This is a genomic window from Polaribacter sp. BM10, from assembly GCF_002005425.1.
Lineage (GTDB): Bacteria > Bacteroidota > Bacteroidia > Flavobacteriales > Flavobacteriaceae > Polaribacter > Polaribacter marinaquae.
The window spans coordinates 3147501-3169001 of record NZ_CP019704.1; the positions used below are offsets into that span (position 1 = coordinate 3147501).

A 21501-nucleotide genomic window follows, 5' to 3' on the forward strand; every position below is an offset into this window, starting at 1 on the left:
AACAATATTTTTTTCTATATTTTCAATTGAAATTGGATCTTCTATAATTCCTAATACACAAGCTTTTTCACATGGTGCTGGACATAATCGACCTGTAAATTCAGGGAAATTGTTTGTTGAATGCAAAATCCAAGAAGCTTTTTTCCATTCGCCTTGGTGAACCATATGGTTAAAGTCTGGAATTAAATTACCTAATGGGCAACCACTATGACAGAAAGGTATACCACAATCCATACATCGAGAACCTTGTTTTGTAATTTCTTCTTCAGATAAAGGAACTGTAAATTCTTTATAATTTTTTATACGATCTTTAACAGATGTATATTTTTCATCTTGTCTTTCAAATTCTTTAAATCCTGTTACTTTTCCCATGACATTATGCTATTGTTAATTCTTCAAACATTGGTTCTTCTGTTTCTAAACGCTCTAATGCGTGTTTATATTCAGTAGGCATTACTTTTACAAAATTTTGTAAGCTATTATCCCAATCTGCTAATAAATCTGAACCTTTTTTACTGTTCGTATACAGAACATGTTTTTCTACAAGTGATTTTAATTCTGCGACATCATCATTAGATAGTGTTTCAAATTCTATTGTTTCTGTATTACAAAGTCCGTTTATAAATTTTTTCTGCGGATCATATACGTAAGCAATACCACCGCTCATTCCTGCTGCAAAATTTCGACCTGTTTTACCAAGTACAACAACTTTTCCACCGGTCATGTATTCACAACAATGATCTCCTACACCTTCTACAACTGCTGTAGCACCAGAATTTCGTACGGCAAATCTTTCACCTGCAATACCATTTATGTATGCTTGACCTGCAACAGCACCAAACATACAAACGTTACCTACTATGATATTGTTTTCTGCTAAAAAGTCTGCTTTTTCTGGTTTTTTAATTATTAATTTTGCTCCTGATAACCCTTTACCCAGATAATCATTTGTATTACCGTCTAATGTAAAAGTTAAACCATGAGCACCAAATGCCCCAAAACTTTGTCCTGCTGAACCTGTAAAGTTTATATTAAGTGTATCTTCTGGTAAACCTAAATGACCGTAAATTTTTGATATTTCATTACTAACAATTGCACCTACTGTTCTATTTGTATTTTTTATAGGATAAAACAGATTCATTTTTTCTTTTCTATAAAGTGCTCTATGAGAATCTTTAAGAATTGTAAAATCTAAAACATTGTCTAAATTATGATCTTGTTTTTCAGTATTTTTTACAACCATACTTTTATAAGCAGAAGGTCTATGTAAAATGCTTGATAAATCTAACCCCTTAGCTTTGTAATGTTTAATAGCTTTATTTGAGTTAATTTTGTGCGTTTGTCCAACCATTTCAGCTAGCGTTCTAAAACCTAACTGAGCCATGATTCCTCTTAACTCTTCTGCGATATAATAAAAGAAGTTAATAACATGCTCTGGTGTTCCTTTAAAGTTTTTTCTTAGTTCTTTGTCTTGCGTAGCAATACCAACAGGGCAAGTGTTAAGATGACATTTACGCATCATTATACAACCAGATGCAACTAAAGGTGCTGTAGCAAACCCAAATTCTTCTGCACCTAATAATGCAGCAATGGCAACATCTCTACCAGTTTTTAATTGTCCGTCGCATTCAACAACAATTCTACTTCTTAAATCATTTAAAACTAGTGTTTGTTGTGCTTCTGCTAAACCTAGTTCCCAAGGTAAACCTGCATGTTTAAGTGATGTAAGAGGTGATGCACCGGTACCACCATCGTAACCAGAAATCAAAACTACATCTGCTTTTGCTTTTGCAACACCAGCAGCAATAGTACCTACACCTACTTCTGAAACTAATTTTACATTAATTCTTGCTTCACGATTTGCATTTTTTAAATCGAATATTAATTGTGCTAAATCTTCAATTGAATAAATATCGTGATGTGGTGGTGGAGAAATCAATCCTACAAAAGGAGTTGAATTTCTTGCTGATGCAATCCAAGGTAAAACTTTTTCACCCGGTAATTGACCACCTTCACCTGGTTTAGCACCTTGTGCCATTTTAATTTGTATTTCTTTAGCATTGGTTAAATAATGAGATGTTACCCCAAATCTACCAGATGCAACTTGTTTGATAGCAGAATTTCTACTATCACCATTAACATCTTTTTGAAAACGCTTTCTGTCTTCACCACCTTCACCAGAATTAGACTTACCACCAATTCTATTCATGGCAATAGCTAAATTTTCATGAGCCTCTCTAGAAATTGATCCGTAGGACATTGCACCTGTTTTAAAGCGTTTTACAATTTCTGTCCAAGGTTCGACTTCTTCTAAAGGAATTGGATCTAAGTTGTCAAATTCAAACAAACCTCTAATTGTCATTAAACTTTCAGATTGCTCATTTATCGCGTTTGAATATACATTATAACTAGCTTGATCACTTAATCTAACTGCTTGCTGAAGTTTAGAAACTGTTGTTGGATTAAATAAATGTCTCTCTCCGTTTCTTCTCCATCGATAATCACCACCAACATTTAAACCTAAATTTTTATCAATTTGATTATCTGGATATGCTTGTTTGTAGCGTTGATCTATTTCTTTCTCGATTTCATATAAACCAATACCTTCAATTCTAGAAGCTGTATATGGAAAATATTTTTCTACAAATTGTGAATTAAAACCTACAATTTCAAAAATTTGAGAACCTCTGTAAGAATGTAATGTAGAGATTCCTATTTTGTTCATCACTTTTAAAATACCTTTACCAATAGCCTTGTTAAAGTTGTCTACAGCTTTTTGCTCATCCATACCGTTTATAAAACCTTCTTTAACTTGCATTCTAATAATTTCGTTAACCATATATGGGTTCACTGCACTTGCTCCATAACCAAATAATGTTGCAAAATGATGTGGTTCTCTAGGTTCTGCAGATTCTATAATTATATCGAAATAAGATCTTTTTCTTAAACGATTTAATTGATGATTTACATAAGAACAAGCTAATAAAGCTGGTATTGGGGCAAATTCTTGATTTACACCTCTATCTGATAAAATTATAATATTACTTTTATTATCTAAAGCTTTTTCTACTTGCTTAACAATATTATCTAAAGCGTCTTCTAAACCATTTAAACCCTGAGCTTTTGAATATAAAATTTGAATTGTTTCAGCTTTAAAACTTTCAATTTCTATGGATCTAATTTTTTCTAAATCGGCATTAGAAATAACAGGATTCTGAATTCTTAATTTTCTACATTGTCTTTCTGTGATGCTAAAAATATTTCTATCTTTTCCTAAATTTAGACTAATATCTGTTACAATGTTTTCTCTAATTCCGTCTAAAGGCGGATTTGTAACTTGTGCAAATAATTGCTTAAAATAATTTGATATTAATTGAGGTCTGTCTGATAAAACAGCTAAAGGAGTATCTATTCCCATAGAACCTAAAGCTTCTTTACCAACAATTGCCATTGGTGTAATTACTTCTTGAATATCTTCGAAAGTGTAATTAAATAAACGTTGACGTGTTTTTATATCAATTGTTTCAATTGGGCAAGTTTCGTTTGTGTAAGGAACATCCTTTAAATGTAAACGAGTTTTATCTAACCATTCTTGGTACGGTCTTTCAGAAACGATTTTACTTTTTATTTCTTTATCTTGAATGATTCTTCCCTCGTTCATGTCTACTAAAAACATTTTACCAGGTTCTAATCTACCGTGTTCTTTTATATCTTCTGGTGCAACATCTACAACACCAATTTCTGATGACATTATTAATTTACCGCTCTTAGTAACTGTATATCTAGATGGTCTTAAACCATTTCTGTCTAATAAAGCACCTATATAATCACCGTCTGTAAATGGTACAGAAGCTGGTCCATCCCAAGGTTCCATTATACAACCATTATATTCGTAAAAAGCTTTTCGCTCTTTAGACATTGTAGCATGTTTCTCCCAAGCTTCTGGTATCATCATCATCATAATTTCTGGTAATGATCTACCTGTATGCGTTAATAATTCTACCACCATATCCATAGATGCAGAATCTGATTTACCTGGTAAAATTATTGGAAAAAGTTTGTCTATTTGCGGCCCGAAAACATCACTTTTCATGATTTCTTCACGTACACGCATTCTACTTACATTTCCTCTTAAAGTATTTATCTCTCCGTTTTGACACATGTGTCTAAATGGCTGAGCAAGTTCCCAAGTTGGCATTGTGTTTGTAGAAAAACGTTGGTGTACTAAGGCTAATCTAGTAACTAAATCTATTTCTTGTAAGTCTCTATAATAAGGCCCAATATCTTCGGGCATAATTATACCTTTATATATTATAGTTGTTATAGATAGACTAGGTACATAAAAATAATTACTTTCAGAAATTTTAGATTTTCGAATTGTATGTTCTGCAATTTTTCTTGCAGCGTATAATTTCGCTTTAAATGTAGCTTCGTCAACATCTTCTGTTTTACCAATAAAAAGTTGTTCTATGTTTGGTTCAGATGCCAATGCAATTTCACCTAATTGAGATGAATCTACAGGAACTTCTCGCCAACCTAAAACAGAAAGACCTTGATTAAAAATTTCGGTTTCAAAAGTTTTTTTACAATAATTATATTGATTTGATACTTTTGGAAGAAATACCATACCAACAGCATATTCTCTTTGGTTAGGTAACGGAAAATTACAAACTCTGTTAAAGTAATCGTGCGGAATATCTATCAATAAACCTGCTCCGTCACCTGTTTTTCCATCGGAACTAACACCACCTCTATGTTCTAGTTTTACTAGGATTTCTAGTGCGTCGTGAATGATTTGATTTGTTCTTTGACCATTTAAATTACAGATAAAACCAGCACCGCAATTTTCATGTTCAAACTCTGGTAAGTATAACCCTTGTTTCTCCATATCGTATTCAATTATATTGGCTAATTTATATTTTTTATTAAGAAAAAATTAACTTTTTAGCGGTTTTAATATAATTTTTGTGATGAAAACAAAAAAACGATACAAATAATTTAATAATAATAATTAAAGCTTTTTATATTGTGAAATCGTTAAAAAACGAAAAAACCTGCAATTTTTTTAAAATTGCAGGTAAAAAATTGTGTATTTTTTAAAGGTTAATGTTCGTTTAATCTAAAATCTGGATATGCATCCATACCGTGTTCATGAGCATCTAAACCTTCTAATTCTTCTTTTTCATCAACTCTTATTCCTATTGTTTTCTTTAAAGTGAAAATAATTATAAAAGAAGTTAATAAGCAAAAAACAGCATAAGATCCTATTCCTATTAATTGACTAACAAATTGAGATCCGCTAGCTAAATCTCCAAAGATTCCAACAGCAAGAGTTCCCCAAATTCCGCAAATTAAATGAACAGCTATTGCACCAACTGGATCATCTAATTTTAATTTGTCTATTAAACTAACAGCAAATACAATAAATACACCTGCTATTGCACCAATATAAATTGCATCCATAGGAGACATTACATCTGCACCAGCAGTAATTGCAACTAAACCTCCTAAAATTCCGTTAAGAAACATCGTTAAATCTAAATTTTTAAAAAGAATTGTAGAAGTAATTGCAGAAATAACACCACCAGCTGCTGCAGCTAAACATGTAGTTACAAGTGTTAAAGAAGTTAAACCTGGATCTGCAGATAAAACCGAGCCACCATTAAAACCAAACCAACCTAACCAAAGTATTAAAACACCTGCTGTAGCAATAGGAATGTTATGACCTGGTATTGCTTGAATTTTACCATTTTTGAATTTTCCTATTCTGGCTCCTAAAAGACAAACTGCAACAAGAGCTGCCCAACCACCAACAGAGTGAACTAAAGTAGAACCTGCAAAATCATAAAAAGGAGTGTCTAGTTGGTCTAAAAAACCACCTCCCCATTTCCAAGAACCTGCAATTGGGTAAACAAAGCCAACATACAGTATTGTAAATATCATAAAAGGTAAAATTTTCATTCTTTCTGCTACAGCACCAGAAACTATTGTAGCTGCAGTTGCTGCGAACATTCCTTGAAACAAAAAGTCTGTCCAATATGTATAACCTTCGTTATATGTTAAATCTAAAACACCATCTTTTAGAGGTGCAGAAATACCAAATATAAAATCGCCTAAATATCCAGATGAATTTGCAGCCCAAGTTGGGTACATTAAATTAAAGCCTAATAAAGCATACAGTAGTAAACCTACTGTAATGATAAATATATTTTTAAATAAGATGTTTATAGTATTCTTTTGTCTTGTTAATCCAATTTCTAGAAATGCAAAACCTAAGTGCATAAAGAAAACTAGTGCTGTACAGATCATCATCCATACATTATTTATTGTTAATAATTCCATGATATAAAAAATGTTCTGTTTTAGTTTAGTGTTTTTCCTCCTTTTTCTCCTGTTCTTATTCTGTAGGCTTCATTTATGTCGCTAACAAAAACTTTTCCATCACCAATATCACCTGTAGATGCAGCTTTAATTATAGTTTTAATTGTTATTTCTTCAAATTCATTATTAACTACTATAGATAAATATCTTCTTTGAATATCGCTTGTGCTATAACTTACGCCTCTGTAAACATGCCCTTCTTTTTCGTTACCTAAGCCGGTAACATCCCAATAAGAGAAAAAATTAACACCAACATCATGCAATGCTTCTTTTACTGCGCTAAATTTAGATTTTCTAATGATTGCTTCTATTTTTTTCATTTTAAATATTTAGTTAATTGTTCTTAAAAATGTTTTTTCGTAGAAAAATCACACAGCCCTAAAGTTGTGTGATTTTATATATAATTGATTTAAAATTTTATGTAGATAACTGCTATTTATCTTCGTCAAAATCTCTAACTCTTTTACCTGGGTAAGCAATAGAACCATGTTCTGAAATATCTAAACCTTCAATTTCTACTTCTTTAGATACTCTTAATCCCATTGTAGCTTTTAATATTGCTAAAACAATAAAAGATAAGACAGTTGCCCAAGCTGCATAAGCTAAAACTCCGATAGCTTGTACTCCTAATTGCGAAGCACCACCACCATTAAATAATCCAATTGCAGTATCGCCGTCTACACCCCAAAGACCTATAACTAAAGTTCCCCAGGCACCAGCTACACCGTGCACAGAAGCTGCACCAATTGCATCATCAATTTTTAATTTCTTTTCTATAAATTCAATTGAAAATACTACAATGATTCCTCCAATAAGTCCTGCTAATACAGCACCACCTGCACTCATGTTTCCACATCCGGCAGTAATACTAACTAAACCAGCTAAAGAACCATTAAGTGTTTGGGCTAAATTCGGCTTTCCGTACCAAATCCAAGTTGTAATTAAAGCACCAAGACCACCTGCTGCTGCAGATAAATTTGTGATTAATACAACGTTAGAAGCACCAACTGCATCTGCGCCACCCCAAGCTAATTGAGATCCACCGTTAAAACCAAACCAACCAAACCAAAGGATAAATACACCTAAAGTTGCTAAAACTTGATTGTGACCAGGAATAGGTAAAACCTTTCCGTTAACATATTTTCCTATTCTAGGACCTACCATAAATGCGGCTACTAATGCAGCCCAACCACCTACAGAGTGCACAATTGATGAACCAGCAAAGTCTATAAAGCCCATTTCCGTTAACCAACCGCTACCTTGCCATTGCCATCCACCAGATATAGGATAGATAACTGCTGTCATTACAAGAGAGAAAATGATATATGTAGAATATTTTGTTCTACCTGCTATTGCACCAGAAACGATTGTAGCTGTAGTTGCAGCAAACATTGTTTGAAAGAATAAATCTGCTCCTTCACCTTGAAATAAGCCACTCCAGAAAAACCATCCGTTAGATGTATCTCCGTACATTAAAGAGTAACCTACTAACCAGAAAGTTAAAGAACCCACACAAATGTCTAATAGATTTTTCATTGCGATATTTACCGCATTTTTAGATCTTGTCATTCCAGATTCTACTAATGTAAAACCAGCTTGCATTAAGAATACTAAAATACCAGCAATTAGCATCCAAAGCATTCCCATATCTCCATTAATCTGTTCAACAGCTTGCGCCACTTCTGACGCTGGAGTATCTTGTAATAATGTTAAAAATAAACTCATTTTTATATAATTTTTGGTTAATTAATTATTAGAAAGAGTAAACTGCTGCTAGTGTAGCTCCTGTTACACTTTTTCCAAATGGAACAACACCATCATCTGAAGTGTCATATCTTACTTCTGGAATTATTGTTAAGCTACCCGTTAAAGAATAGTTACCAGATAAAGTAAAAGCAGATACGCTACTGTCTACATCTGCTGTAGTAGTTGTAAAAAATTCTGGTCTAAACCCTAAAGAGAACTTATCTGAAAAAGTGTTTTGTAAGTAAAAAGCAACACCTTTATAGCTATAATCTGCATCATCAGAATTTGAGTATGCTGCATTTATTCCTAAGAAGAAAGATTCTGAAACATCAAACCCACCTGTATAGTCTAAGTATAAAACATCTGTAGTTCCAAAACCATCAGCACCATAAGCTAAGTTAAAATACTGTCCTTTATATCCTGTTTGAAAACCTAATTGATAATCGTTACCAATGTTTGCACCAGAAGTAATACCATGAGGATTTGTTACAGCAAACATAAAAGATAAGTCTTCTGATGCTGCATAGTCTAATTTAAAACCAGTATGAGAAAAAGGACCTGCGTTAAATAAATAAGATACAGAATAGTTAAAGTTTCCTGCTGGAGAAATAACTTCATAACCATAGAAAGTATTAAACTGACCTAAAGTTAAAGTTACTTTATCTGAAGCATTGTAATATGCATATAGTTGGTTGATTGCACCTTCATAAGCATTTGCCGCTTTTGCTCTTGGCCCGTAAGCTAAATCTGCAACAACCCCAGCTTTTCCTTTTTCATATGAAAAAATTGTATTTACCATACCTAATCCAAAACCATTTGCAGAAGCTGCAGGATCGTCACTTGAATATAAAATACCTAAAGAGCCAGGAGAATTGCTTTTAAGATTACTTGTATGATATACGTCTACAGTTCCACTTAATGTAAATGTTCCTTTGTCTTTGTTTTCTTGTGCTGTTACTACTAAACTAGAAATGAATAGTAATGATAGAATAATTTTTTTCATAATGAGTGTTCTTTAGTTGTGTTAATTTTTTGTTAATGAACTCGGGTCAAATGTATATATTAAATTTAAATTAACAAGGGGTGTTTATTTTAAAAACTATGTATCTTGAACATGTACCCTCAAAAAAAAGGGGGTTATATTGAGATAACTATATTTTTTTGATTTTGAAAGGTGTTAAATGTTAGGTTCGTAAAAAAGTGAACTATAATTTTGAGATATTCATAAAAATGCATGTTTTGTAAAAAAAAATGTAATTTATGTACTTTTGCACCTATGAAATATTCATTTTCTTACCTAATTTGTTTAGAATTCTTAGGGTTTAGGTTTTCTGGTTGGCAAAAGCAAAAAAATGCAAAAACTTTGCATGATATGGTCGATAAATCTTTGTCTTTTGTTTTTGAAGACTTTGATTTTAAGACAATTGGGGTAGGAAGAACAGATGCTAAAGTTTCTGCTAATACCTATTATTTACAGCTTTTTAGAAATTCTGAAATTGATGAATTAACCTTTTTAAAATCTTTAAATTCTAATTTTTCGCCAGATTTTAGAGCTATTTCTGTAAAAAAAGTGCCAACAAGCTTTAATATTATCAATGCTCCTAAGATTAAAGAGTATCATTATTATTTTTCTTTTGGCGATAAAAACCATCCTTTTGCGGCTCCTTTTATGATTAATGTTGATTTTAATCTGGATATTGATTCGATGAAAAAAGCAGCTAAATTGTTTGAAGGTGAGCATTATTTTCATAAATATTGTACAAAACCAAGTGAGCATACAGTGTTTAAACGAGTTATAGATGGTTGTGAAATAGTTGAAAATGATATTTTGACTGCAAGTTTTTTTCCGGAAGTTTCTTATGTATTAAAAGTTAGAGGTAAAGGTTTTTTAAGATATCAAATTAGGTTGATGATGGCTACTTTGTTTGAGGTAGGTAAAGGAAATTTAGGTTTAAATTTTATTGAAAACTCTTTAAAAGAAGATAACGATAGAATGTTTATGAGAAATATTGCGCCTTCTTCTGGTTTGCAATTAAATGCTTTAGATTTAGAACTTTAATTTGCAAAAAGGTGCAATAGCGATAGAAGCGGCATCCTTTTTTTGAAGAATGAAAAAAAAGATATAGTGGATAGCGCGTTTTTTTGTTTTAAAAAATTGCCATAAAAAAAATCCACCTTTAAAAAAGATGGATTTTTAAATACTTATATAATAAGGTGATTATCCTTTGATAACGCCTCTAGAAATTACAATTTTCTGAATTTCTGAAGTTCCTTCGTAAATCTGAGTAATTTTAGCATCTCTCATTAAGCGTTCTACGTGGTATTCTTTAACAAAACCATTTCCTCCGTGAATTTGAACAGCTTCTACAGTTTGTTCCATAGCAACTTTAGATGCGTATAACTTAGCCATTGCGCTAGACATGTCGTAATTATTGCCTTGATCTTTATCCCAAGCAGCTTTCATAACTAACATTCTTGCTGCTTCGATTTCTGTGTACATATCTGCTAATTTAAAAGCAATTGCTTGGTGGTTGCAAATTTCTGTACCAAAAGCTTTACGTTCTTTCGAGTATTTTAAAGCTAATTCGTATGCACCAGATGCAATACCTAAAGCCTGTGCAGCAATACCGATTCTACCTCCAGAAAGTGTTTTCATGGCAAACTTAAACCCGAAACCATCTTCACCAATTCTATTTTCTTTAGGTACTTTTACATCGTTAAATTGTAATGTGTGTGTGTCGCTACCGCGGATACCTAGTTTGTCTTCTTTAGGTCCTACGTGAAAACCTTCTGTTCCTTTTTCAACAATAAAAGCGTTGATTCCTCTGTGCCCTTTAGAACGGTCTGTTTGCGCAATAACTAAGTATACATCTGCGCGACCACCACTTGTAATCCAGTTTTTTGTACCGTTAATTACATAGTGATCTCCTTTATCTTCTGCAGTTGTTGCTTGTGATGTTGCGTCAGATCCTGCTTCTGGTTCACTTAAACAAAATGCACCAACAAACTCTCCGGTAGCTAATTTTGTTAAATATTTTTGTTTTTGTTCTTCAGATGCGTAAGCTTCTAATCCGTAGCATACTAAAGAATTGTTTACAGATACGATAACAGATGCAGATGCGTCTATTTTAGAAAGTTCTTCCATAATTAATACATAAGAAGTTGCGTCCATGCCACTTCCTCCGTATTTAGGATCTACCATAATTCCCATAAAACCTAAATCTCCCATTTTCTTAACTAATTCGTTAGGAAACTCTTGCTTATTGTCTCTTTCGATAACTCCAGGTAATAATTCTGTTTGTGCAAAATCTCTTGCAGCATCACGAATCATGATGTGTTCTTCTGTTAAACTAAAATCCATTTTATATTTTTATTATTTTCGTAAAATTCGACTTCAAAGATATCGATTTCGTAACATATTTTCAATAGACATTTGTTAATTTTACAAATATGAATAATAATTACTTTTTTGCCTTGGGTTTAATGTCTGGTACATCTTTGGATGGCGTAGATATTGTTTATGTGAAATTTAAGAGAAATGACTATTCGTTTTTTGAAATTTTACAAGCCGAAACCATTTCGTATTCTATAGAATGGAAACAACAATTACAAAATGCTATTCATTTTTCTTCGGATGAATTAAAAAAGTTAGACATATCTTATGGTAAGTATTTGGCGTCGTTAATAAATAATTTCCTTTTTAATTATAAAATTGAAGAACTAGCATTTGTAGCTTCGCATGGTCATACAATTTTACACGAACCAGATAAAGGAATTACATTACAAATAGGTTCTGGAAATGAAATTGCTAAACTAACCAAGCAAAAAGTTGTTTGCGATTTTAGAACACAAGATGTTAAATTAGGTGGTCAAGGTGCGCCGTTAGTGCCAATAGGAGACGAGTTGTTGTTTTCTAATATTGATTATTGTCTTAACCTTGGTGGATTTTCTAATGTTTCTTATCATAATAAAGGTAGTAGAATCGCTTTTGATATTTGCCCGGTAAATATCGTTTTAAATTTATATGCCAATAAGTTAGGATTAGAATATGATGCATCCGGAGAAATTGCATCTAAAGGAGCGATTAATAAAGTATTGTTAGAAAAGTTAAATCAATTAGAGTTTTATCAGAAAAATCCCCCTAAATCTTTGGGTTTAGAATGGGTGCAACAACAAATATTGCCATTAATTGATAGTTTAGAAAAAGATGTGCCAAATGTTTTAAGAACTTTTGTAGAGCATGTAGCAATGCAAATATCTAGTGTTTTAGAAGATTCTAAATCGTTACTAATAACAGGTGGTGGCGTGTTTAATGTTTTCTTAATAGATAGAATTAAATGTTACACTAATGTTAAAATTGTTAAAGCTTCTACTAACTTAATTAACTATAAAGAAGCTTTAATTTTTGCTTTCTTAGGTGTGTTAAAAATTGATAATCAGGTAAATTGCTTAAAAAGTGTTACTGGTGCTCGTAAAAATCATTCATCTGGGGTTGTTTTTTTACCTTAGTTTTTGATTTAAAAAGTTTTAACAATTGTTTTTTTTAGATTAAGTTTGTAGAAGTCTGTAAAATGATAAAATAATTCAATAAAAAATTTTAAAAATGAATCAACTTTAGCTTCTCTAGGTAAAATATGTCGGTAAAAATGCATGAAAATTTAGAAAATAAGTTGAAACTCAATACAAAATAAAATGAAAGAATTATTAAAAAAATACGAAAACAAGCAGCCAGAAATAGTTTTTCACTGGAAAGATCAAGAAACAGATGCAGAAGGATGGACTGTAATTAACTCTTTAAGAGGAGGTGCAGCCGGTGGAGGTACAAGAATGCGAAAAGGTTTAGATAAAAACGAAGTATTGTCTTTAGCTAAAACTATGGAGGTTAAATTTACCGTATCTGGACCGGCGATTGGTGGTGCGAAATCTGGAATTAATTTTGATCCAAACGATCCTAGAAAAAGAGAAGTTTTAGAAAGATGGTACAAAGCAGTAACGCCTTTACTTAAACATTATTATGGTACCGGTGGAGATTTAAATGTAGATGCAGATAAAGATGTAATTCCGATTACAGAAGATTGTGGAGTTTGGCATCCGCAAGAAGGTATTTTTAATGGTCATTTTAAACCTACCGAAGCAGATAAAATTAATAGAATTGGTCAATTACGTTTAGGTGTAATTAAAGTTATAGAAAACAAATATTTTTCTCCAGATTTATCAAGAAAATATACAGTTGCAGATATGTTAACTGGTTATGGTGTTGCAGAAGCAGTAAAGCATTACTATAATATTTATGGTGGTAACATCGAAGGTAAAAGAGCTATCGTGCAAGGTTTCGGAAACGTAGGTTCTGCTGCAGCTTATTATTTAACTCAATTAGGAGCTAAAGTAGTAGGAATTATAGATAGAGATGGTGGTTTAATTAACGAGAGTGGTTTTACCATGGATGAAATGACAGATTTGTTTTTATCTAAGGATGGAAATAAACTAGTTTCAGAAAATATGATACCATTTGATGAAATTAACAGTAAAATTTGGAGTTTGCCAGCAGAAATTTTTATTCCTGCAGCTGCTTCAAGGTTGGTTTCTAAAGATCAAGTTCAGCAAATGATAGATACTGGTTTAGAGGTAATTTCTCCGGGTGCAAATGTTCCGTTTGCAGATAAAGAAATTTTCTTCGGACCAATAATGGAGTACACAGATAATCATTTAAGTTTGTTGCCAGACTTTATCTCTAATTGTGGTATTGCAAGAGTTTTTGCTTATTTAATGGAGTCTAAAGTGCCATTACCAATGCAAGACAAAGCTATTTTTGATGATACATCAGAAGTTATTAAAAAAGCATTGCAAAAAACATTTAAAAAGAGTGCGTCTAAAACAAAAATATGTTCAACAGCATTTGAAATAGCGTTAAAACAATTGATATAAATTAAATAAGAGAATATGGAATCAGTAATTATTATAGTGTTTGTAATGGGGTATCTAGCCATTACTTTAGAACATAATTTAAAATTAGATAAATTAATACCGGCCTTAATTATGATGGCGGTATGTTGGGCTTTGGTTGCCTTAGGTGTAGATAATTTTTCTAATTGGTTTGATTCTGCAAATCATGGTTTGGTAGATGGATTTGCATCTATGGCACATGATGATAAGTTACATTTAGTAGAAGAAACGTTATTGCATCACTTAGGTAAAACTGCAGAAATCTTAGTTTTCTTATTAGGTGCTATGACAATTGTAGAGATTATCGATTATTTTGATGGTTTTTCTACAATTAAAGGATACGTTAACTTTAAGAGTAAGAAAAAATTACTTTGGATGTTTGCTGTGTTAGCATTTATTTTATCAGCAATTATAGATAACTTAACTGCAACGATTGTATTAATATCGATACTTCAGAAAATTGTTAAAACAAGAGAAGATAGAATTTGGTTTGCAGGTTTAATTATTATTGCTGCAAATGCTGGTGGAGCTTTTTCTCCGATTGGAGACGTTACAACAACAATGCTTTGGATTGGTGATAAAGTAAGTACAGGTATGTTGTTTACATACTTATTTATACCGTCTTTATTATGTATGGTTGTACCAACATTTATAGCTACATTTTTACCGGCTTTTAAAGGTGAAATTGACTTTGATGAAAACGAAGTTGAGAAGCCAAAAAGTAGACATAGTGCAAGAATGCTATATTTAGGTTTAGGGGCAATTTTATTTGTACCAGTATTTAAAACAGTTACACATTTACCACCTTATGTAGGTATGATGCTTTCTTTAGCAATTGTAGCAACTTTTGCAGAGATTTATAGTAACTCTAAATTCTCTATTTCTACAGTAGAAGGAGAACAAGCAGATGAGCATGAAAGTGGAGCGCATCACAGTCCGGTTCATCATTCTTTGTCAAAAATTGAAATGCCAAGTATTTTATTTTTCTTAGGTATTTTAATGGCTGTTGCAGCGTTAGAATCTTTAGGTATATTATTTAATTTCGCAGACAGTTTAAAACAAGGAATTCCGTTAATAGGAACAGAGTTAAGCGGAACAGGAGTTTCTGATTTAGTTGTAATTTTATTAGGAATTGGTTCTGCAATTATTGACAATGTACCATTAGTAGCAGCAAGTTTAGGGATGTTTTCTGAAGGTTTAGATGATCCATTATGGCACTTTATTGCATTTTCTGCTGGTACAGGAGGAAGTATGTTAATCATTGGTTCTGCTGCAGGTGTTGTTGCAATGGGAATGGAAAAAATTGATTTTTTCTGGTATATCAAAAAAATATCTTGGTTAGCTTTTTTAGGTTTCTTAGTAGGGTCTATATCATTTGTAGTATTAAGAATGTTTATCTAATCAAATAACAAAATATTTATCAAATGCCATTTTGTTATTTACAAAATGGCATTTTTTATATCTTATAAAAAGCTTTTTGTTTAAAAGCAATTTTAAAATAGAAAACTCGTTAGTACTTAAGAACTTTAAAAGAAAACAAAATGGTAACATTTTTTCAAGAAAATAAAGAATTGTTAGAAGAAACAGTTTCCGAAGAAAAAACACTTTCTATCTATAATTTAATTATGGACGGAGGCATTGGCGGTCAAATAATTATAGCAATCTTATTTATTTTATTAGCTGTAGGATTGTACATTTATTTTGAAAGATTTTTTGCTATAAAGTCAGCTTCGAAAGTAGATAAGAATTTTATGGATCAGATTAAAGATTATGTGTCAAACGGTAAGTTAGATACTGCTAAGTCTTTATGTGATAGTAAAAATACACCAACTGCAAGATTAATTAAAAAAGGAATTACTAGAATTGGAAAGCCCCTAGAAGATATTAATACAGCGATAGAAACCGCAGGTAAGTTAGAAGTGTATCAACTAGAAAAAAATGTAAGTGTACTTGCAACTATTGCGGGTGCTGCACCAATGATAGGTTTTTTAGGAACCGTAATAGGTATGATTGTAGCTATTCATGAAATTGCAAATGCAGGCGGACAAATAGATATAAAAATGCTTTCTGATGGGCTCTACACTGCAATGACTACAACTGTGGCGGGTTTAATTGTAGGTATTATTGCGTATATAACTTACAATCATTTAGTGGTAAGAACAGATAAAGTAGTATATCAAATGGAAGCTAAATCTGTAGAGTTTTTAGATTTATTAAACGAACCTGTTTAGTATGAATTTAAGAGGTAGAAATAAAGTAGATCCGTCTTTCAATATGTCTTCAATGACAGATATTGTTTTTTTATTACTGATATTTTTTATGCTAACTTCTACGCTGGTAACAGTTAGTGCCATAGATGTTATTTTGCCTAAAGCAGGTGGTAAAACAGAAAACAGTAAATCAGTTGCTGTTACAATTACCAATAATTCTCTTTTTTATATTAATAAATCTAAAGTAACTTCTTCGGATTTAGAAAGTGAAATTTTAAGAGAAGTTGGTGCAGATAAAAAGAAAACAATTGTTATAAGAGGTGATCAAGATGTTCCTTATAAAAATGTGATGAAAGTAATTGATATAGCGAATAAGAATAAATTAAAAATGATTTTAGCTGTTAAAGGTAAATAAATGGCAATTTTAGATACAGCACATAAACGTAAATCTGCACTAATTACAGCAGTAATTCTGATTTTATTAATCTTCGGAATTTATAATTATGGAATGCAGTATTTAGATCCGCCAGAAGAATATGGATTAGCTATTAATTTCGGAGAATCTAATGTGGGAAACGGAGAGCCAGTTGTTAAATCAAAAAAAATAGCACCTAAAACAATTGAGAAAGAAGAGGTTGTTGAAGAGGTAGAAGAAACAATTAAAGAAACTGTAAAAGAAGAAGTAATCACACAAGAAACAACCAAGGAAGTGCCAGTTGTTGAAAAAGTGAAAGAACTAAAAAAAGAACCTACTAAAGAAGAAGTAAAAAAAGTTGTTGAAAAGAAAAAGCCTAAACCAAAACCATCGAAAGAAAATCAAGATGCATTAAACAAATTGTTGAATGGTAATGATATGTTTGGAGAATCTAAAGGAGAAGGTGATGATAAGGTTGAAGGTGTTAAAGGAAGTAAAAGCGGTGATGATAAATCCTCTAAATACTATGGTAATAAAGGTGCTGGTTCCGGCGGAAACTACAATCTTGCTGGTAGAAAAGCGTTGTCTAAACCAATCAATCAACCAGATTGTAATGAAGAGGGTATTGTGGTTGTTAAGATTAGAGTAAATAAAAATGGTAAAGTAATTTACGCTAAAGCTGGTGAAAAAGGAACAACAAATAGTAAACCTTGTTTAGCGAAACCAGCAGAAGCAGCCGCTCTTAAAACAACATGGAACCCTGATAGTGATGCACCAGCAGTTCAAACAGGTACAATTATTTATAAATTCTCTTTATCTAAATAATCACTTACATTTGCCTTAAAAAAGTTACTTTTTTATAAAAGTATTATTTCATTAAAATGACCTATAAAGAAACTTTAGATTGGATGTTTTCGCAATTACCGATGTATCAAAAGCAAGGTAAAACAGCGTTTAAAAAAGACTTAACCAATATTTTAGCATTATCAGAAAAGCTAAATTTTCCAGAGAAAAAAATTAAAACAATTCATGTTGGAGGTACTAACGGAAAAGGTTCTACAAGTCATATGTTGGCGTCAATTTTACAAGAAGCTGGGTATAAGGTTGGCTTGTACACGTCGCCTCATTTAAAAAATTTTACAGAACGAATTAAAATTAACGGAGTAGAAATTCCAGAACAAAACGTTACCTCTTTTATTAATAAGAATAAAGCCTTTCTAGAAAAACAACAACTTTCTTTTTTTGAAATGACTGTAGGTTTGGCTTTTGAATATTTTTCAACAGAAAAAGTAGATATAGCAATTATTGAAGTTGGTTTGGGTGGTAGATTAGATTCTACAAATATAATTACACCAGAAGTTTCTGTAATTACAAATATTGGATTAGACCATACACAGTTTTTAGGAGAAACTTTACCAGAAATTGCTTTCGAAAAAGCCGGAATTATAAAAAAAGGAGTTCCGGTTGTAATTGGTGAAGAGCAAGAAGAGGTTAAGCAGGTTTTTGTAAATAAAGCCTTAAATGAAAATGCTTTAATTGAGTTTGCATCAGGTTTCGAAGAGGTGTTTAAGACCGATTTGTTAGGAGATTATCAGAAGAAAAATGTTAAGACTGCAGTTAGAGCAATTAAAAAGCTAGAAGATTTCAAGATAACCGAAGATAATGTAAAAAAAGGATTATTAAACGTAGTTAAAAATACAAGATTAAAAGGAAGGTGGCAGATTTTGCAAGATTCTCCTAAAGTTATTTGTGATACCGCTCATAATAAAGAGGGATTGAGTATAGTTTTAAATCAGTTAAAAAACGAGAGATTTGTAAATTTACATATTGTTTTAGGTGTTGTTTCTGATAAAAAGTTAGATGAGGTTTTACCTTTGTTTCCTAAAGATGCTAATTATTATTTCTGTAAACCAGATATTCCAAGAGGATTACCTGCGTATATTCTAGAAGAAAAAGCAAAAGAATTTAAGTTATTCGGAAAAACTTTTCTCTCAGTTAGAAAGGCGTTTGATAAAGCTGTAAGTGTTGCTAATCAAGATGATATAGTTTATGTAGGAGGGAGTACTTTTGTAGTTGCAGAAATAATTTAAAGAAAGTTTGTTTTTTATTTGGTAGGTTTAAAATCTATCTTATATTTGCATCCGCTTAGGGCAATTAGCTCAGTTGGTTCAGAGCACCTCGTTTACACCGAGGGGGTCGGGGGTTCGAATCCCTCATTGCCCACCAAGTAAATCCTACTAGAAATAGTAGGATTTTTTTTATTGAAATTGTTTGATTAAAATAATTATTTATTTTTAAGAAAAAATTTCTCTAGATTAAAAAAACATTATATATTTGCATCCGCTTAGGGCAATTAGCTCAGTTGGTTCAGAGCACCTCGTTTACACCGAGGGGGTCGGGGGTTCGAATCCCTCATTGCCCACCAAGTAAAATCCTTCACAATTTGTGAGGGATTTTTTAGTTTTATATAAATCTAAAATCTCACAAGTGGTTCTTTTTTATTACATTTGTTTTCTTGAGAAAAGGTAAAAAGAGCACAATGGATATAGATTTATCAGGAAAAAAAATACTTGTTACAGGAGGGGCTGGATTTATAGGTTCTAATTTGTGTGAAGTATTACTGGCTAAAGAAAATGCTGTAGTTTGCTTAGATAATTTTTCAACAGGAAAAAGAGAAAATACTCTATCTTTTTTAGAGAATCCTAACTTTACTTTAATTGAAGGTGATATAAGGAATATTGAAACTTGTTTAAAAGCAAGTTTAAATGTAGATTATGTATTGCATCAAGCGGCATTAGGTTCTGTGCCTAGGTCTATTAAAGATCCAGTTACTTCAAACGAGGTTAATGTTGGTGGGTTTTTAAATATGTTAGTTGCGGCTAAAGAAAATAAAGTAAAAAGGTTTGTTTATGCTGCAAGTTCATCAACTTATGGTGACTCAGATTCATTGCCAAAAGTAGAATCTGTAATAGGAAAACCTTTATCGCCTTATGCAATTACTAAATATGTTAATGAACTTTATGCAGATGTTTTTAGCAAAACATACGGGATAGAAACTATTGGTTTAAGGTATTTTAATGTCTTCGGAAAAAGACAAGATGCTAATGGTGCTTATGCGGCTGTTATTCCTAAATTTATCAATCAGTTACTTAAGTTAGAATCTCCAACCATTAACGGAGATGGTTTACATTCTCGAGACTTTACGTATATAGATAATATAATTCAGATTAATTTATTGAGTTTAGTTGCTGATAAAAACGCTATAAATACTGTTTACAATGCAGCTTTCGGAGATCGAAATTCATTAAATGATTTAGTTAGTTATTTAAAAGAGTACTTGTCAGAATATAATTCAGAAATAAAAAATATAGATGTAATTCATGGTCCTAATAGGTTAGGAGATATTCCGCATTCTCATGCAGAAATCAAGAAAGCCAAAGAATTTTTAAATTACAATCCTAAATATTCTTTAAAAGAAGGGTTAAAAGAGTCTATAAAATGGTACGTAGAAAATTTATAAATGAGTAAAATTAAAATTACAATAATCGGTTTAGGGTATGTTGGTTTGCCATTGGCTAGACTTTTTGCTACAAAATATGCTGTAGTTGGTTTTGATATCAATGAAAATAGAGTTGCTGATTTAAAGACGGGTGTCGATGCGACTTTGGAAGTGGAGGAAGATATTTTAAAAGAGGTTTTAGTTGATGATAATAATCACGAAAAAGGATTGTTTTTCACAACGTCTAAAGAAGATATTAAAGATAGTAATTACTACATAGTTACAGTTCCAACTCCTGTTGATAAAAATAACAGACCTGTTTTAACTCCTTTAATAAAAGCAAGTGAACTTATTGGAGGTGTTCTTAAGAAGGATGATATCGTTATATATGAATCAACTGTGTACCCTGGAGCAACTGAAGAAGATTGTATTCCGGTTTTAGAAAATATTTCTGGTTTAGAATTTAATAAAGATTTTTTTGCAGGTTATTCGCCAGAAAGAATAAATCCAGGAGATAAAAAACATACTGTCGATAAAATATTAAAAGTAACATCGGGCTCTAATAAAGAAACAGGTATTAAAGTTGATAAATTATACAATTCTGTAATTACGGCAGGAACTCATTTGGCATCATCAATTAAAGTTGCAGAAGCGGCAAAAGTTATCGAAAACTCTCAAAGAGATATTAATATTGCTTTTGTAAATGAGTTGGCGAAAATTTTTAATTTAATGGATATTAATACACAAGATGTTTTAGCCGCTGCTGGTACAAAATGGAATTTTTTACCATTTAAACCAGGTTTGGTTGGCGGACATTGTATTGGTGTTGATCCATATTACTTAGCGCAAAAAGCCCAAGAGTTTGGGTATCATCCAGAAATTATTCTTTCTGGTAGAAGAGTAAATGATAGTATGGGGAAATATGTTGCCTCTGAAGTGGCGAAACTAATGATAAAAGAAGGTGTTGAGGTTAAAGATGCAGCTGTGTTGGTGTTGGGTATTACTTTTAAAGAAAATTGTCCTGATGTTAGAAATACAAAAGCAGTTGATGTTGTAAATGAGTTGGTTGATTTTGGAACAAATGTTACAATTTTCGATCCCTGTGCAGATCCTGCTCAAGTTAAAAAAGAATACAATTTAGAGTCTCAAACTACGTTACCAAATAAAAAGTTTGATGCCATTGTGTTGACAGTTTCTCATGAAGAATATAAAACGATAAATTTGAATTCTTTAAAAAATGAAAAAGCTGTGGTATACGATGTTAAGAATTTTTTCGATTCCAAAGTAGTAGATAAATCATTATAAGA

17 protein-coding genes and 2 tRNA genes (1 of these 19 cut by a window edge) are annotated in these 21501 nt (G+C 31.8%); 12 read left to right on the plus strand and 7 right to left on the minus strand.

The window, feature by feature from the left end:
- The 6 genes from BXQ17_RS13880 to BXQ17_RS13905 form a co-directional block, all read right to left on the minus strand.
- Nucleotides 1-372: the 5' portion of a glutamate synthase subunit beta gene (locus tag BXQ17_RS13880; protein WP_077811211.1), read on the minus strand. The gene continues 1092 nt to the left of window position 1, outside the view; the window shows 372 of its 1464 coding nt (coding positions 1-372); it begins with the start codon at nt 370-372; its stop codon lies beyond the left edge, outside the window.
- Between the two features lie 4 nt (nt 373-376).
- Nucleotides 377-4888: a glutamate synthase large subunit gene (gltB, locus tag BXQ17_RS13885; protein WP_077811212.1), complete on the minus strand. Its 4512-nt coding sequence runs from the start codon at nt 4886-4888 to the stop codon at nt 377-379.
- A gap of 215 nt (nt 4889-5103) precedes the next feature.
- On the minus strand, nt 5104-6342 hold the full coding sequence (locus BXQ17_RS13890; RefSeq protein ID WP_077811213.1) for an ammonium transporter: 1239 nt from the start codon (nt 6340-6342) through the stop codon (nt 5104-5106).
- 20 nt (nt 6343-6362) lie between these two features.
- A complete protein-coding gene (locus tag BXQ17_RS13895) occupies nt 6363-6701 on the minus strand; it encodes a P-II family nitrogen regulator (protein WP_077811214.1) in 339 nt (112 codons plus the stop codon).
- Between the two features lie 112 nt (nt 6702-6813).
- Nucleotides 6814-8106 (minus strand): ammonium transporter, encoded by a 1293-nt coding sequence (locus BXQ17_RS13900; RefSeq protein WP_077811215.1) that lies wholly within the window; start codon nt 8104-8106, stop codon nt 6814-6816.
- A gap of 28 nt (nt 8107-8134) precedes the next feature.
- Nucleotides 8135-9130: an outer membrane beta-barrel protein gene (locus BXQ17_RS13905; RefSeq protein WP_077811216.1), complete on the minus strand. Its 996-nt coding sequence runs from the start codon at nt 9128-9130 to the stop codon at nt 8135-8137.
- Nucleotides 9131-9403: 273 nt separating this feature from the next.
- Here BXQ17_RS13905 and BXQ17_RS13910 point away from each other — a divergent pair, with 273 nt between their 5' ends.
- Complete coding sequence (locus BXQ17_RS13910) at nt 9404-10186, plus strand: tRNA pseudouridine(38-40) synthase TruA (RefSeq protein WP_077811217.1); 783 nt, start codon at nt 9404-9406, stop codon at nt 10184-10186.
- Nucleotides 10187-10345: 159 nt separating this feature from the next.
- Here the strand turns inward: BXQ17_RS13910 and BXQ17_RS13915 are convergent, their stop codons facing one another.
- Nucleotides 10346-11488 carry an acyl-CoA dehydrogenase gene (locus tag BXQ17_RS13915; RefSeq protein WP_077811218.1) on the minus strand — a complete coding sequence of 381 codons (1143 nt, stop codon included), beginning with the start codon at nt 11486-11488 and terminating at the stop codon, nt 10346-10348.
- Between the two features lie 89 nt (nt 11489-11577).
- Here BXQ17_RS13915 and BXQ17_RS13920 point away from each other — a divergent pair, with 89 nt between their 5' ends.
- From BXQ17_RS13920 to BXQ17_RS13970, 11 genes are all read left to right on the plus strand, one after another.
- Nucleotides 11578-12636: an anhydro-N-acetylmuramic acid kinase gene (locus tag BXQ17_RS13920; protein WP_077811219.1), complete on the plus strand. Its 1059-nt coding sequence runs from the start codon at nt 11578-11580 to the stop codon at nt 12634-12636.
- Nucleotides 12637-12819: 183 nt separating this feature from the next.
- Complete coding sequence (locus BXQ17_RS13925; protein WP_077811220.1) at nt 12820-14052, plus strand: Glu/Leu/Phe/Val dehydrogenase dimerization domain-containing protein; 1233 nt, start codon at nt 12820-12822, stop codon at nt 14050-14052.
- Between the two features lie 15 nt (nt 14053-14067).
- The gene (nhaD, locus tag BXQ17_RS13930; protein ID WP_077811221.1) at nt 14068-15471 is read left to right on the plus strand and encodes a sodium:proton antiporter NhaD; all 1404 of its coding nucleotides are present in this window, start codon (nt 14068-14070) and stop codon (nt 15469-15471) included.
- 140 nt (nt 15472-15611) lie between these two features.
- Nucleotides 15612-16301 (plus strand): MotA/TolQ/ExbB proton channel family protein, encoded by a 690-nt coding sequence (locus BXQ17_RS13935; protein WP_077811222.1) that lies wholly within the window; start codon nt 15612-15614, stop codon nt 16299-16301.
- A 1-nt stretch (nt 16302) separates the two neighbouring features.
- Complete coding sequence (locus tag BXQ17_RS13940; RefSeq protein WP_077811223.1) at nt 16303-16695, plus strand: biopolymer transporter ExbD; 393 nt, start codon at nt 16303-16305, stop codon at nt 16693-16695.
- Nucleotides 16696-17520 carry an energy transducer TonB gene (locus BXQ17_RS13945; protein ID WP_077811224.1) on the plus strand — a complete coding sequence of 275 codons (825 nt, stop codon included), beginning with the start codon at nt 16696-16698 and terminating at the stop codon, nt 17518-17520.
- A 56-nt stretch (nt 17521-17576) separates the two neighbouring features.
- Nucleotides 17577-18785, plus strand: a complete 1209-nt coding sequence (locus BXQ17_RS13950; RefSeq protein ID WP_077811225.1) for a folylpolyglutamate synthase/dihydrofolate synthase family protein — start codon at nt 17577-17579, stop codon at nt 18783-18785.
- A 58-nt stretch (nt 18786-18843) separates the two neighbouring features.
- Nucleotides 18844-18921: transfer RNA gene (locus BXQ17_RS13955), tRNA-Val, on the plus strand.
- A 121-nt stretch (nt 18922-19042) separates the two neighbouring features.
- Nucleotides 19043-19120: transfer RNA gene (locus BXQ17_RS13960), tRNA-Val, on the plus strand.
- A 114-nt stretch (nt 19121-19234) separates the two neighbouring features.
- Nucleotides 19235-20215 carry an SDR family oxidoreductase gene (locus BXQ17_RS13965; RefSeq protein ID WP_077811226.1) on the plus strand — a complete coding sequence of 327 codons (981 nt, stop codon included), beginning with the start codon at nt 19235-19237 and terminating at the stop codon, nt 20213-20215.
- On the plus strand, nt 20216-21499 hold the full coding sequence (locus BXQ17_RS13970) for a nucleotide sugar dehydrogenase (protein ID WP_077811227.1): 1284 nt from the start codon (nt 20216-20218) through the stop codon (nt 21497-21499).
- Nucleotides 21500-21501 lie beyond the last annotated feature (2 nt).

What these genes read in the sequence shown, in the direction of transcription:
- gltB (WP_077811212.1), bottom strand. Translation starts at nt 4,888, where the DNA reads ATGGAGAAACAAGGGTTATACTTACCAGAGTTTGAACATGAAAATTGC.
- BXQ17_RS13890 (WP_077811213.1), bottom strand. Translation starts at nt 6,342, where the DNA reads ATGGAATTATTAACAATAAATAATGTATGGATGATGATCTGTACAGCA.
- BXQ17_RS13895 (WP_077811214.1), bottom strand. Translation starts at nt 6,701, where the DNA reads ATGAAAAAAATAGAAGCAATCATTAGAAAATCTAAATTTAGCGCAGTA.
- BXQ17_RS13900 (WP_077811215.1), bottom strand. Translation starts at nt 8,106, where the DNA reads ATGAGTTTATTTTTAACATTATTACAAGATACTCCAGCGTCAGAAGTG.
- BXQ17_RS13905 (WP_077811216.1), bottom strand. Translation starts at nt 9,130, where the DNA reads ATGAAAAAAATTATTCTATCATTACTATTCATTTCTAGTTTAGTAGTA.
- BXQ17_RS13910 (WP_077811217.1), top strand. Translation starts at nt 9,404, where the DNA reads ATGAAATATTCATTTTCTTACCTAATTTGTTTAGAATTCTTAGGGTTT.
- BXQ17_RS13915 (WP_077811218.1), bottom strand. Translation starts at nt 11,488, where the DNA reads ATGGATTTTAGTTTAACAGAAGAACACATCATGATTCGTGATGCTGCA.
- BXQ17_RS13920 (WP_077811219.1), top strand. Translation starts at nt 11,578, where the DNA reads ATGAATAATAATTACTTTTTTGCCTTGGGTTTAATGTCTGGTACATCT.
- BXQ17_RS13925 (WP_077811220.1), top strand. Translation starts at nt 12,820, where the DNA reads ATGAAAGAATTATTAAAAAAATACGAAAACAAGCAGCCAGAAATAGTT.
- nhaD (WP_077811221.1), top strand. Translation starts at nt 14,068, where the DNA reads ATGGAATCAGTAATTATTATAGTGTTTGTAATGGGGTATCTAGCCATT.
- BXQ17_RS13935 (WP_077811222.1), top strand. Translation starts at nt 15,612, where the DNA reads ATGGTAACATTTTTTCAAGAAAATAAAGAATTGTTAGAAGAAACAGTT.
- BXQ17_RS13940 (WP_077811223.1), top strand. Translation starts at nt 16,303, where the DNA reads ATGAATTTAAGAGGTAGAAATAAAGTAGATCCGTCTTTCAATATGTCT.
- BXQ17_RS13945 (WP_077811224.1), top strand. Translation starts at nt 16,696, where the DNA reads ATGGCAATTTTAGATACAGCACATAAACGTAAATCTGCACTAATTACA.
- BXQ17_RS13950 (WP_077811225.1), top strand. Translation starts at nt 17,577, where the DNA reads ATGACCTATAAAGAAACTTTAGATTGGATGTTTTCGCAATTACCGATG.
- BXQ17_RS13965 (WP_077811226.1), top strand. Translation starts at nt 19,235, where the DNA reads ATGGATATAGATTTATCAGGAAAAAAAATACTTGTTACAGGAGGGGCT.
- BXQ17_RS13970 (WP_077811227.1), top strand. Translation starts at nt 20,216, where the DNA reads ATGAGTAAAATTAAAATTACAATAATCGGTTTAGGGTATGTTGGTTTG.